The following is a 13,789-nucleotide window of genomic DNA, read 5'->3' on the forward strand; positions in this document are numbered from 1 at the left end:
TTCTCCACCACCCTGATTTAAACCTCAGTATTAGTTCATTGACTTACGTCGGATAATCAGCGCAGACAGCAGCCCTGCAAGCGCAAGCGCTATGATTGATCCCATGACGATTTCTTTGCTGCTGTTTTGCTCGCTCATGCCGCCCATACCTGTTTTCGGCATATCACCAGGCATCTGACCGGCAAATTTGTCTGGGTGTTGATCAACAATCGCGGTGGACAAGCCTTTACCAACTTCAAACATATGAGCATACGCTTCTCGCACCGTTGGATATGTTGTCGCATAATCTTTTGCTACATAGCTGTCGAACGCCTTGAGCAGTTCATCCACATGCATCTTCAGCCCTGCTTCAAGATCAGCTGCTTTTAATCTGCCTTCTGTTGCTGTTTCTAAGAATTTCGCCTGCTCAACGCGGTACTCGTCCAGTTCAGCGATTGCTTTCTTTTTGCCTTCTTCATCATTTGCTCCTGCTGCTTTTACATAATCCACAAAATAGCCGATGTGAGAGCTCCAGATTTCCTTAAATGCCGCTCCGCCTTCTTCACCATAAACGGAAGCGATCGCTGCTGACAGATCGTCTGTATTTTCACTAAGCGCACCGGCTGCTGCATCAAAATCCTTCGCACCATCAGCACCTTTTTGCATCGCGAGGATCGCAAGTGCCGCATGCTCAGATAAAAGGTGATTAAGATCAGCGCGCAAGTCAGCTGCCGGAGTGTCTACTGATTTATTATCAAAGTTTTGCGGAAACTGATCAGTTATCGCCCAAGATAATCCCTTTCCTACGCCATACATATGATGAACGGATTCTCTTACACTATCATACGTTTTTTCAAAATCGCCTGCTACATAGTTATCAAATGCCCAGACGAGCTGATTTACGTGAACTTTCAAACCCTCTTCAAGCTCTTTCGCCTTTAAGCGGCTTTCAGTTGCTTTATCAAGGAACGCGGCCTGCTCGACACGATACTTGTCCAACTCAGCCATCGCTTTTTTCTTGCCTTCTTCATCCTTTGCACCGGTCGCTTTTACATAATCAACGAAATAACCGATATGGCTGCTCCAGATTTCTTTAAAAGCAGCTCCGCCTTCTTCACCGTATACTGAAGCTACTGCTTTGCTTAAATCTTCTGTGTTCTGATTCAATGCACCTGCAGCTGCATCAAAATCACCGCTGCCGTCAATACCTTTTTGCATTGTTACTACTGCCAGGTAGGCGTGTTCAGAAAGAAGAGCGTCAAGAGCTGCGCGAAGATCTACTGCTTTGTTGGATACTTCAAGCGACCCTGCCGCCGCATGATTTCCTGAGTGGCTGCCGCCATGTCCGTGAGCACTTACTGCACCCGCTGTCGGGATTAATAAAGAAAGACTTAATGGGATAGCCACTAAAGATTTTTTCATGTTCATAATAAAACACTCCTTTTATTTTTTTCTCAGTCACCATAGCTAACGGAGGTCCGTCCGATATGGATCATAAAAAAAAGAAAAAAAGTGATGTTTTTTGTCAATAAAAGAAAAAAACCCTGCTGCAGCGGGGTTTTCAATTTATATTTTTTCACTTAACTGACGCAGAATTTGTCTTAAATGCGCATAGGTATTTCCGTTTCCAACAGAAAGTTCATAGCCAGACGCGACAATCTGAGCCGAAACTTTCGGGTTTATACCGCTTAAATAAACGTTTGTTCCTACTAGTTTAAGAGTGCTGATCAGATGGCGAAGCTCGTTAACAAGCATATCATTCACCGCTTTTATGGAAGAGAGATCAATAATCAGGTGCTCGAGTCCCAGCTCAACTGATTTTCCCAAGGTTTGATCTGTATTAAAGGACACGTTCCCTTTTCCAGAAGCCGGGTGAAGAGGAAGCACACCAACACTATCCATAACAGGAATGATATTCGCTGTAAGGTCATCAATAATCTGTTCCAGCTTTTCCTCGTTCTCTACAAAATTCGTAACCTCCATAAATTCAACTAGCCCGCCGATTCGTTTCCCGTCCTCATAAAGGAATTTAGTCTGTGCATTGAAAACACGGCGCTTCCCTTCCCATACATATTCGATATGGTCCTTGCTCAATTCTTCCCCTTTTTCCATAGATAAAGAGAGAAAGCGCCTATAGCCGGGAATACGCGAAAGAAATACATCAATATGGACCCCAATCGCTTCATTGCGGTCCATTTTCAACATCTCCTCGCACCTTCTATTTACGAATACGGTAATGTAGTTTTCATCGATCATATAAATGCCGTTATTATTTCTATCAAGTGCCTGAGCGAGCATCTCGTTTGTTCCCCTTTTCAAACATTTAATTTTACAGATACTGTTATTATTTGTTAAATAAGATGAATTGTCCATAAAAAAACGTTTCCTCTAAATAATAAAGGAAACGTTTCATTTTACTTTTTGGACAATACGATAAAAACGCGCTCTCCTATAAGTGCATACCCCTTCTTGTTAGGATGGAGCTGGTCGGAGAAATACTCTCTCTTCGACTTCCCTTTAAACAGGTCGGCAGTTGATATATACGTTACAGCCGGATACTTTTCTGCGATTTTCTGGGTCTCACTGTTCCAGTCATTAATAATCTTATCAAGCTTTTCTTTTTTCTCTTTATCTTTTACAGGATTATAAAGACCGATGATATAGATCGGTACGTTTCGCTGGTTGTTTTCGATCTGTCTGAACGCTTTTTCTATGTTTTGGTTAAACTTATCTTTCGCTCGATTAATCTTGGTTTCGTCTAAGTCCTGCAGATCATTTGTGGACTTCAGAAGATCGTTCGTTCCAATATTGACGAGAATGATATCACTCTCTTTTACTTCCTCCAGCAGATTGCCTCTGTTCATGCGCGTTAGCATGTTGCCGCTCGTATCATCCGGCACTCCGAAATCCTTCAGTTCGAGTGTTTTCCCTGTTGCCTTCTCATACCGCACCTTTACGTCTCCTATGTACCCAGCGCCATCCTCATCTCCTACTCCAAACGCAAGAGAATCGCCAATCGCCGTTAATTCCGTTTCATCCTTGTCTTGCAGTTCTGATTTTCCAAACGTGAAATAAGACTGCAGGACAGCCGGCAGGTTTCCTTTAACCATAAAAAAAATAATGCCGCCGATCAGCAGGGCTGCACTTGCTGCTACTAGCACTGTTGTCTTCTTCATAAAGCCCCTCCATTTCTATCAGTATTAACCACAATACCCAAGCAAGCCTGCGATTAATCAAGATTCTCCTTTATATATAAAAAAAGTACAAAAGTAATCAAAATTTATCGTATTGTGACTAAGGTTGCAGGAATTTACTACTAATTTTGGAATATATAGAATATTCAAGACTTTTCGCTTGAAAAAACATAATAAAGGGGGGTTCATTTTGTCTGCTTGGGGTTTGTTTATGGCTGAACTAGCCAAATTAAAAGCGAAAAAGGGATTGATTGTCTCTGTTATCGCTGTCCTTCTCGTTCCACTCGTTTACGCACTCATCATACTAAAGCCAACTTGGGGACCGTACGACAATCTTTCCAATCTGCCAGTTGCTGTTGTTAACAGCGACAAAGGCGCCATGTCAGGCGATGAGCCGATCAACGTCGGAAATGACTTGGTCGCAGATTTAAAGAAAAGCAAAAGCTTGGGCTGGAATTTTGTAACAGCACAGCAAGCTGAAAAAGGACTTAATAACCAGGAATATTATATGGTTATTGAAATCCCAGAGGATTTTTCAGCCAAGACCGTAACGGTCATGGACGAGAATCCGCAAAAGCCTGAACTGCGCTACACGCAAAATGAAGGCTTAAACTTCATGGCGGCTCAAGTCACGAAAAAAGCGACAGAACAAATTCGTGAACAGCTGGCAAACAAGATCACGGAAAAATATACGAAGAACTTGTTTGGCAGCCTTGGCGGAGTTTCATCAGGATTTCAGACCGCGTATGAAGGAGCTGACAAAATCTCTGCTGGAACAGGCGACTTGCATGACGGGACTAGCAAAATGCTAGAATCGCTTACCGCTAAATCTTCAGACATCTCGAAGCTTGCTGACGGAACGACACAGCTGACTGACGGTCTCAGAGAGCTGTTAAGCGGATTGCAGTCAAAAGCAGGAGATATTTCAAAGCTCGCGAAAGGCACAGCTGATCTGCATAATGGTCTCGGTCAGCTCTTGAGCGGATTGCAGTCTAAATCAGGCGATATCTCTCGCCTAGCGCAAGGTTCCTCAGACTTGAACGATGGAACTGGACAGCTGCTAGGTTCTTTAAAAGCAAAGTCCGGAGATATCTCAAAGCTGGCTAAAGGATCTGCTGACCTGCATGACGGAACTGGACAATTGCTAGGTTCCTTAAAAGCGAAATCAGGTGACATATCTCGTCTGGCAAAAGGTTCTTCTGACCTGTATGACGGAACAGGGCAGCTGTTAAGCGGTCTTCAAGCCAAATCTGGTGATATTTCCAAACTAGCAAAAGGTTCTGCTGAACTAGAAGGCGGTACTTCACTGCTTTTGCAGTCTCTTCAAGCAAAAGTAAACGATATCACCGCTTTAGCTGCTGGGGCTGCAGATCTTCAAGCAGGTGCAGATCGATTGAAAAATGGAGCAGCACAAATCCTTGCTGGACTGCAAAGTGCACAAGCAGGTGGCAATGAATTAAACACAGGGCTTCAGCAGCTTGCTCCAGGCAGCAAATCTGTTGCTGATGGTGTAACTAGCTTAGATGCAAGTGCAGGCCAGTTAAAAGGCGGTTCTCAAGCTGTAACTGCAGGGCTTGAAGCAATGCTTGCAAAAAATCCTGCGCTTGCCAATGATGTTGATTTTATGACTCTTCTTGGGACAAGCAAAGTTGTCACAAACGGTCTTGTTTCAATGACTCAGCAAACACCTGTGTTAAAGGCAGGAGCGATATCAGTTTCTGAAGGTGCTGCAAGAGCTGCAGCCGGTTCAGGCACACTGAAAAATGGTCTTGATGCTCTTGTAGCAGGACAGACAGAAGCAAAAGACGGAGCTGCAGCTTTGGCAGCTGGTTCGGTTCTCGTGTCAGGCGGAACTGACTCAGTCAAAAAAGGCTGGGGCGAACTGACAGTCGGTGTAACATCATTGAAAGACGGCGCTTCTCAGATTAAAGCCGGGAACGCTGCTGTTGAAACAGGCTGGAGCGATATGACAACTGGAGTCACCGCACTGAACGGAGGAGCTTCCCAGATCAAGGACGGCACGGCAACAGTTGAAACGGGCTGGGCCACCATGACAGCTGGGGTTACGGCTTTAAACGATGGCTCTTCTCAAATAAAAGACGGCACAGCATCCGTTAAAACGGGCTGGGGAGCGATGACAGATGGTGTCACTGCTCTAAATGATGGAGCTTCTCAAATTAAAGATGGCACCGCAACCGTTAAAACGGGCTGGGGTACGATGACAGACGGTGTCACTGCTCTTAACGACGGTGCATCACAGATTGAAGATGGCAACAGCTCAGTTAACACTGGCTGGGGTACGATGACTTCTGGTGTGACTCAGCTTCACTCCGGCGCAATTCAGATCAATGACGGCAACCAGTCGGTGAACAAAGGCTGGGGTGACTTAACTGACGGTGTGACTCAGCTAGATGACGGTGCAGGCAAACTGAACGACGGAAGCATGCAGCTTGCTGACGGCTTGAAAAACGGAGCTGAAGAGACGAGTCAGCTGAAAGTCAGCGATGATACGATCTCGATGTTCTCTTCACCTCTTGATGTAAAAGGCAAAGAGATTAACAAGCTTCCATTCTACCGTGATTCTAACGCGCCTTACATTCTATCATTGGCGCTGTTCGTGGGCATTCTGCTCATGTCGTTTGTAGTAGATTTCAGAAAGCCAGCAGCTGTTGCTGCAAATGGCTTCAGCTGGTTCGCGGCAAAGGCGATGCAGCTTGGACTGTTTGCTGTTCTGCAGGCCGTTATAATCACCGTAACAATGCTTACTTTCTTAAATTACAATATTGAAAGCGGTTTCTTGTTTATCTTGTTTGGAATCTTTGTCAGCTTAACGTTCCTGTCGATCATCCTCTTCTTGGTTGTACTCGCTGGCAACGTTGGAAGATTCATAGCATTGGCATTGATTGTGATGCAGCTTTCTACAACAGGGTCAAACCTGCCGATCGACATGCTGCCTGAAAACCTGCGCGCGCTAAGCGTCTACCTGCCGCTTACATATTCTAACGCAGGCTTCAGATCACTGATCACACTGAACGATTACAGCTACCTGTGGAGCAACGCGATGGTCCTTCTTGGATTCTTGATTCTTTTCACATTGCTTTCACTTGCTGTATTTATCGTTCTTCATAGCAGAAACGCACACAACGATGATATGAGATTGCAAGCTGAATAGTAAGAGAAGGCGTCCCGATATCGGGTCGCCTTTTTTGTTTGGGGTTTATGGGGTACGGTACCCGCGGTACCGTACCCCATAAACCGTCTAAATCAGGTAAAACCCGCAAAATCGATGTTTTGACCCGCAAATTTTGAAAATTGCCCGCAAATCTATCATTTTTACCCGTAAAATCAAAAAAAGACCCGCAAATCACAAAACCTCTTAAATTTAACTATAAAAAAACAGACTCAGCACTATTCCTGAGTCTGTTTTTAACATCTAGTAATTAAAATTACACCGAAGCAGAAGCTCCACGTGACCATTTATCTTTATCCAATAGATAATATTGAAAAGCGAGCATCGCAGCAAACACGCCTAAACCGATATAGCTCCAAATCCCCTCTGGATAAATAAGCAGCATCCCAGCCGCCAGTGCCACAGCGCGTTCCCAAATGTTCAGCTTTCTCATCCAATAGCCGATCATAGCAGCGCCGATCGCGATCATGCCGATAAAGGCAGTGAAAATGACCCATGATGCTTCCCACCAGGTTGTATCGATCAGCATGAGCTGCGGCGAGATGACGAATATATATGGTATGATAAACGCCGCGATGGCCAGTTTTGCTGATATGACACCTGTCCGTATCGGCTCTGCCCCGGCAACACCTGCCGCCGCAAAGGCTGCCAGCGCGACCGGCGGCGTGATATCTGCGATAATTCCGAAATAGAACACGAACATATGAACTGACAGCTCTGGCACCGAAAACATAAGCAATGCCGGTGCAGCGATCGTTGATGTGATAACATAGTTTGCCGTCGTCGGTGATCCCATGCCAAGAACAAGTGATGCGATCATCGTTAAAATGAGCGTTGGAAGCAAGTATCCGCCTGAAAGCTCTAAAAGGCCGTTCGCAAGCTTCAAGCCGACACCGGTTACCGTTACAACACCCACAATGATTCCAGCTGCAGCCGTAGCCGCTGCAACGCCTAATGCCGAGCGAGCTCCGTCTGCCAGCGTTTCAGCAAGCTGCTTCGGCCCCATCCGCGTTTCTTTGTTCAGCATGCCGACTAGAACAGCACTCACGATCGACCATAAAGCAGCCTTCGTGATGCTCATACCCGACATGAGCAAGTACACAACCACAACGATTGGAATTAGCAGATACAGCTTTTTCAGCACTTCTTTTTTGTCCGGAATCTCATGCTTCTCTATTCCTCTTAACCCGATCCTTTTTGCTTCAAAATGGGTCATGATCCAGATGCCCGCAAAATAAAGGATCGCAGGGACAGCAGCAGCTTTCGCGATCTCCCAGTACGAAATACCAATAAACTCTACCATTAAGAAGGCTGCAGCCCCCATAACAGGCGGCATGATCTGTCCACCGGTGGACGAGGCTGCCTCTACTGCTCCGGCGAACTCTTTTTTATAGCCAAGGCGTTTCATCATCGGTATCGTGAACGCTCCTGACGTCACAACGTTCGCTACCGAGCTGCCCGAAATCGTCCCCTGCAGCGCACTTGAAAAGATCGCAACCTTCGCCGGTCCGCCGATTCGTCTTCCTGCAATAACGATTGATAAATCATTAAAATATTCCCCTACTCCTGTTTTGATCAAGAACGCTCCAAAAAGCAGGAACAGGAATATATAAGTAGCTGAAACCGCAAGCGGTGTGCCCAAAATACCTTCTGTCGTAAAAAACATCGTCCGAACGATCCGCTCGATCGTCAGACCTTTATGCTCTAAAAATCCTGGCATGTACGGACCAAGATAAGCATAAGCCAAAAAGATCGAGGCGATCACCGTGATCGGCATCCCGACTACGCGGCGCGTTGCTTCCAGTACAAGCACAATAGCAATAACTCCAATAATAAAATCGTTTGTCGTCAATCGGCCGACACGCATAACAAGATCGTCCATAAATATGTACCAGTACGACCCAACTGCTGTCGCTGCTGCTGCCAGGATTAGATCATACCAAGGCACACCTTTCCTGCCTGCTGATTTTTGTTTTTTTGAAGCAGGAAACAATAGGAATATTAATGTAAGCGCAAATCCGAGATGGACCGTACGCTGTATCTGCGCTGGCAGCACACCGAAAATAGCCGTATAAAGCTGAAATAAAGAAAATGAAATAAGGCCGATCAAGGCCAGCCAATACAACGGGCCAGCCAGCTTGCGGAACCCGGCTTCTGGGTCATATTTAGCCGCTAATTCCTGAATGTGCTCTTCTGAAATCTGCTGATCATCGTACTGTTTAGTTGTCAACGATGTTCCCTCCTTTCAAGATGTCCCATAAACTGATTCTCTCTAGTTTGATGCGCAGCCACGATCCTGGTTCGGCAAAGGACGAAAACGGCCTCTCCTTTCCGTCCACGATCAGTTTGTGGTTGGCGATCACTTTTCCTGTACGAAGATCCAGATGCGGAAACTCCCGGTTCATTTGATCAAGCACATACATGCCATCCACTTTTCTGAACCGCTCCCCCTCACCTGCATTATCCGGCATGCCCACGCCAAAGTTCCGATAAGCGATGGACTGCTGTATGATCAGATCAGCACTTGCCTTGTACGTCTCGATCACCGGCGTTTTATGGATAGAATGCGTATACTTGATCTGAAACTTTTCACCGTCTTCAATTACCTGGTGCGCCACTAGTTTTCCGCTCTTTCCTTCCTCAAACAGCAAGGCACGTTTAACTGGAACAAAAAGAACAGCGGCAGTAAGCAATATCGTTAATGTAAGTAGAAATAGTCTTTTCATAATAAAGACATGGACTAAAGGATTACTTTAGCCCATGATCTCGTCCTTTCTTTACTTAATGCCTTTTTCGTCAAAATACTTCTTAGCTCCGGGATGAAGCTCGATTCCTACGCCGTTAAGCGCATTCTCGCCTTTGATGAGCTTTCCTTTCGCATGAGTGATTTTATCTGTGTTTTCAAAAATAGCTTTCGTGATTTCATAGACCGTTTCTTCGCTAAGGTCCTTGCTCGCTACTAGCATGGAAAGAACCGCAACCGTCTTCACTTCTGATTCCAGCTTATAAGTACCTGAAGCAATCGTGTCTTCAATATAAAACTTGTGCTCTTCCATCAGCGCTTTAATTTTGTCAGCTGCAATAGGAAGGATGGTAACGCCTTTAGAAGCAGAAAGTGCCTCTACCGCTCCAGTCGGTGTTCCAGCTGTGATGAACGCTGCATCGATATTTCCATCCTGGATGCCTTCAGCTGACTCGTCGAACGACAAGTGCTGTGCTTTAATGTCATCCATCGTGATTCCATGAACTTTTAGAATTTGCTCGGCATTCGCATATGTTCCGCTTCCCGGAGCTCCGACCGATACTTTTTTGCCTTTTAAGTCATCAACAGACTTGATGCCTGAATCCTTTAATGCCACGATCTGCACCGTTTCAGGATACAGTGTTCCGATTGCCTGAATCTTATCGAGCTTACCGTCCTTGAACATTTCTTGTCCTTCAGTCGCGTAGCTCGCGATGTCTGTCTGTGTGAAAGCAAGGTTTGCCTCGCCGTCCTGGATGAGTGTCATATTTTCAACTGACGCTCCAGATGCTTGTGAGCTTGTCTCATACCCGGCGTTATCCTTGATGATTTTTGCCATCTCACCGCCAAGTGGATAATATGTACCGCCTGTGCCGCCTGTTACGATCGAGATCTGTTCAGTCTTCTCTTTGCCCTTTTCCTTCGACCCAGCCGGTTTTGTTTCTACCTTTTCACCGCACGCCGACAATGAAAATGCCAATATACCTGTTAAAAGCAATCCAAACCCCTTTTTCATAACAGCCTCCTCTTATATGTAAATATTTTCAATAATATGTTACCATAGTTGAACAAATTTTCAAAATTTTCTTTACACCAGAATAACAAAAAAGCTTTCCTGAAAATGCTGTGCACATGTACAGGAAAGCTTTCAATTATGTTTGTATGTAATATGGCGGCCCCGGCAGGAATCGAACCTGCGACGCACGGTTTAGGAAACCGACGCTCTATCCACTGAGCTACGGAGCCATGTGACATTAATCATTATAGTCACTTTTGGCGTTCGAGACAAGGAAAAGTTACTGAGCAAGGTTTTGCTTTTGCCTTAGCCGAACGACCGCATCGGCTCCTGCCACGAGAAAATGAAAGCCCGCAAGAAATACCCAGACAAGTACAAACAGCAAAGGATAATACACTATAGCTGGATAAACAACCGGATCTCCGATAAACATATAGTTTCCGCCTGTAAGCATGTTCACCCAAACCGCAACACAATCTCCAGCGAATATAAAGAGCGCTGCTTTCCAGATCGCGGAGCGGGAAAAGGAAAATCTCTTTTTCAAAATGATATAGACACCTGAAGTGATGAGCAGGGCATGATAATAAATAAAATACGCTGTGTGCCAGCCGCCAAGATCGAACGTACCTGTCGGAAAAGACAGAGCTAGCGCAGGTCCTATAACAAGCGGATAAGCGATAATTTCCAGTACCTTTGTGTTATTTTTCAAGCATGCATAGAGAACCGCGATCTCCATCAGACTGCACAGATGAAATGGCAGATGCAGTGCCGCGTCGAAGGTTTTATTAAATATGATATACGGATAATACAGCAGCCAGCCTGAGCAAATGGCTGTGATCATTCCAATCCTGAAAAATTTGTTCACTTCAAATTGTCTCCTTTTTCGTTCAAAAGCTTTTTCAGTTTCTCAGCATCCGCTTTACCGAGGGTGCCATAAGAACCTGGCTTATTTCTGTCCATCATTTCCGCTTTTCCGCGATCGTTAAACCATATCAAATATTCTTCTAGCCTCTCTGGCTCATTCTTATCAAACTGGTAAAAGAAAGTGAGGCGTACGTCCTCTTTCCTCGCCATCTGTACTTTCGACGTTTCCCAAGTGACTTTATCAAACAGCGTTTCAATATCTGTTATCTTTTCACTGTTCATAATTGGCTTATCAAGCGTTTCCTCTATTATATCAATTCTTATTAATTTATCAGAATCACTGCATCCGCCAATCAGCAAAACGAGCAAAAAAACAAGAAGCAGCCTTGCCATCTTATCACCTCTGCTTCTTAATTCTGTTTTTGCAAAAGAAAAACCTTCAACTAAATTGAGTTGAAGGCAAACATTATTATTCAGGTCTTTTAATTGCAAAAGTTTCGCCAAGCTTCACATAATCATTCCCGGCAAGCCTGCCGACAGGCTTCAGTGCTTCGGCATCAATTCTGCCGTTATCATATAGTTCTTCTTTAATATGATATTGTACAACTTGCCCTATGATCAAATCCGCTGCCGGATTATCGGCTGTCCCGCCCAATGGGATGATCTGTTCAAGCACGCACTCCATACGGATGCTTGCTTCTTTAATGCCGGGAACATGGATGGACGTGCTCTCCACAGTTGTGAGTCCCGCCAGCTCCACCTCGCTTTCATCAGGCGGAAGGCTTGCTGCGGTAACGTTCACCGCTTCTATATAGCTTTCATCCGGTATATGGACAACAAACTCTTTTTTATGAAAAATGTTACGAGCCGTATCCTTCATCTCGCCGTTTTTCCTGCCGACAGAGATGGAGATGAGCGGCGGGTCCGCGGTGATCACGTTAAAATAGCTGAATGGAGCAGCGTTCAGCACGCCGGTTTCTGTCTCCGATGTCACAAAAGCGATCGGCCTCGGAATTACACTGCCTGTCAGGAACTTGTAATTCCCCTTCACATCGAGAGAATTCGGATCGACCGCCTTCATTAAAGCAGCTCCTTTTTAAAGAAATCAGCAGCAGCCTCAACTTCTGCGCGCGTAAGCTGATGTCCCATCTGCTCCCATTTCACCTCAACCGAAGCACCAGCGCCTGTCAGCAGCTGATCAAGTTCTTCCGTTTCATGTGCCGGACAGATCGGATCGTTCTTGCCCGCACCTATAAAGACAGGGACACCTGACAGGTCAGGCAGCTCGAGCCCGCGCCTTGGTACCATCGGATGGTGAAGAAGCGCTCCTTTAAGACTGCGGTGATGGTGGAACAGCAGCGAACCCGCAATGTTTGCACCATTCGAATAGCCGACTGCCACAATATTGCCGCGGTCGAAACCGTATTTTTCAGATGCTTCCTGCAAAAAATCGTTCAGCTCATTCGTACGGAAGATTAAATCCTCTTCATCAAAAACACCTTCAGACAATCGTCTAAAGAAACGCGGCATGCCGTTCTCGGAAACATTCCCGCGCACGCTCAGAATGGATGATTCAGGTGAAATCATATCAGCAAGCGGCAGCAAATCTTCTTCGTTCCCGCCTGTTCCGTGAAGCAGCAGCAGCACCGGCTTCGTCTCGTCTGTTCCTTTTCTAAAAATATGCTTCATCTTATTCATCCTCCTTTAGCACTCGCGCCTCTGCCGGCAGCAGATTATCCTCGATCTGTTTTCTGTGCGGTTCAAGCCATGGCGGGAGCAGCAAGCCTTTCCCCATTTCCTCGAAGCTTTCATCTCTCGTGAAGCCTGGCGGATCGGTCGCGATCTCAAACAGAATATTCCCTTCTTCTCGGAAATAAATCGCGTTAAAGTACTGGCGGTCGATGACATCAGTCACGCCATAGCCGCTCTTTGCGACATGAGTCTTCCATTGTTCATGATTTTCATAGTCACTGGCTCTCCATGCGATATGATGAACAGTTCCTGTCCCCATAGTCCCCGGAGCTTCAACGGTTGTGTTAACATCAATGACGTTGCCAAGATCAGCTGCAGAGCTGAAGCGGATATAGCCGCCTTCTTCCCCAATTCGGTCAAGACCCATCACATTTTCAAGAAGTGCAGCCGTTTTTTCTGGCTGAGCTGAAAGAAGCGTTGCGCCGCCAAAGCCTTTAATCGCATTTTCTGCCTCTACTCCGCCAAAGGACCATTCGCTGTTCTTGCCTTCTGTACGTGCCACGATTTCCAGCTTCAGTCCGTGCGGATCATTGAACTGAAGATAATCCTCTCCAAAACGTGCTGTTTTTTCAAACTGAACATTAAATTTGGATAGCCTGTTTTCCCAAAATTCCAGAGTACCCGCTGGAACGACAAAGCTTGTCACTCCTACCTGTCCCGAACCGATCCGACCCTTATGCGCTCCTGGCCACGGAAAGAACGTCATGATCGTACCAGGCTCGCCGCCTTCGTTTCCGAAATATAAATGGTATGTTCCTGGATCATCAAAATTGACCGTTTTCTTGACAAGACGCTGCCCTAGCACCCCAGCATAAAAGTCCACATTTTCCTGAGGGTTTCCGACAATCGCTGTGACATGATGTATTCCTGCTGTACGCATGATAATATCATCCTTTCAGAATAACTTGCTGTTGTTTGTACCTTCATCATAATCATATCACTTACTTTTGTCAAGTAACTATATATAATTTTAAAACAGTTCGATGTCCACTCTGTATATTTCCTTTAGTTTAAGCAAATTAACCGCCTTGCTGCTGCCCATTGGTCTGGGG

12 protein-coding genes and 1 tRNA gene are annotated in these 13,789 nt (G+C 45.6%); 1 reads left to right on the plus strand and 12 read right to left on the minus strand.

Going from position 1 to position 13,789, the window contains the following annotated elements; translation table 11 throughout:
* Window positions 1-30: 30 nt before the first annotated feature.
* From CGZ90_RS06640 to CGZ90_RS06650, 3 genes are all read right to left on the minus strand, one after another.
* Window positions 31-1,407 (minus strand): copper amine oxidase, encoded by a 1,377-nt coding sequence (locus CGZ90_RS06640; protein ID WP_094251523.1) that lies wholly within the window; start codon window positions 1,405-1,407, stop codon window positions 31-33.
* A gap of 138 nt (window positions 1,408-1,545) precedes the next feature.
* On the minus strand, window positions 1,546-2,277 hold the full coding sequence (locus CGZ90_RS06645; RefSeq protein WP_165766791.1) for an STAS domain-containing protein: 732 nt from the start codon (window positions 2,275-2,277) through the stop codon (window positions 1,546-1,548).
* A 116-nt stretch (window positions 2,278-2,393) separates the two neighbouring features.
* Window positions 2,394-3,155 carry a GDSL-type esterase/lipase family protein gene (locus CGZ90_RS06650; protein ID WP_094251525.1) on the minus strand — a complete coding sequence of 254 codons (762 nt, stop codon included), beginning with the start codon at window positions 3,153-3,155 and terminating at the stop codon, window positions 2,394-2,396.
* A 208-nt stretch (window positions 3,156-3,363) separates the two neighbouring features.
* On the opposite strand from CGZ90_RS06650, the gene CGZ90_RS06655 reads away from it, so the two are divergent.
* Entirely contained in the window at window positions 3,364-6,345 is a 2,982-nt protein-coding gene (locus tag CGZ90_RS06655) for a YhgE/Pip domain-containing protein (RefSeq protein ID WP_094251526.1), read from the plus strand.
* Window positions 6,346-6,619: 274 nt separating this feature from the next.
* On the opposite strand, the gene CGZ90_RS06660 is transcribed toward CGZ90_RS06655, so the two are convergent.
* From CGZ90_RS06660 to CGZ90_RS06700, 9 genes are all read right to left on the minus strand, one after another.
* A complete protein-coding gene (locus CGZ90_RS06660; RefSeq protein ID WP_094251527.1) occupies window positions 6,620-8,593 on the minus strand; it encodes a TRAP transporter permease in 1,974 nt (657 codons plus the stop codon).
* A complete protein-coding gene (locus CGZ90_RS06665; RefSeq protein WP_094251528.1) occupies window positions 8,583-9,089 on the minus strand; it encodes a DUF1850 domain-containing protein in 507 nt (168 codons plus the stop codon). The genes CGZ90_RS06660 and CGZ90_RS06665 overlap by 11 nt, the downstream gene beginning before the upstream one ends.
* Window positions 9,090-9,140: 51 nt before the next feature.
* Window positions 9,141-10,121, minus strand: coding sequence for a TAXI family TRAP transporter solute-binding subunit (locus tag CGZ90_RS06670; RefSeq protein ID WP_094251529.1), 981 nt, complete (start codon window positions 10,119-10,121; stop codon window positions 9,141-9,143).
* 154 nt (window positions 10,122-10,275) lie between these two features.
* Window positions 10,276-10,351, minus strand: a tRNA-Arg gene (locus CGZ90_RS06675).
* A gap of 50 nt (window positions 10,352-10,401) precedes the next feature.
* Window positions 10,402-10,986 (minus strand): TMEM164 family acyltransferase, encoded by a 585-nt coding sequence (locus CGZ90_RS06680; protein WP_094251530.1) that lies wholly within the window; start codon window positions 10,984-10,986, stop codon window positions 10,402-10,404.
* Window positions 10,983-11,378, minus strand: coding sequence for a hypothetical protein (locus tag CGZ90_RS06685; RefSeq protein ID WP_094251531.1), 396 nt, complete (start codon window positions 11,376-11,378; stop codon window positions 10,983-10,985). Before CGZ90_RS06685 ends, CGZ90_RS06680 begins: the two co-directional genes overlap by 4 nt.
* Window positions 11,379-11,454: 76 nt before the next feature.
* The gene (locus tag CGZ90_RS06690; RefSeq protein ID WP_094251532.1) at window positions 11,455-12,066 is read right to left on the minus strand and encodes a flavin reductase family protein; all 612 of its coding nucleotides are present in this window, start codon (window positions 12,064-12,066) and stop codon (window positions 11,455-11,457) included.
* A complete protein-coding gene (locus CGZ90_RS06695) occupies window positions 12,066-12,674 on the minus strand; it encodes an alpha/beta hydrolase (protein ID WP_094251533.1) in 609 nt (202 codons plus the stop codon). Before CGZ90_RS06695 ends, CGZ90_RS06690 begins: the two co-directional genes overlap by 1 nt.
* 1 nt (window position 12,675) lies before the next feature.
* Window positions 12,676-13,617 carry a ring-cleaving dioxygenase gene (locus tag CGZ90_RS06700; protein ID WP_379675160.1) on the minus strand — a complete coding sequence of 314 codons (942 nt, stop codon included), beginning with the start codon at window positions 13,615-13,617 and terminating at the stop codon, window positions 12,676-12,678.
* Between the last annotated feature and the right edge of the window lie 172 nt (window positions 13,618-13,789).

This window comes from Fictibacillus aquaticus (assembly GCF_002245695.1).
GTDB lineage: Bacteria > Bacillota > Bacilli > Bacillales > Fictibacillaceae > Fictibacillus > Fictibacillus aquaticus.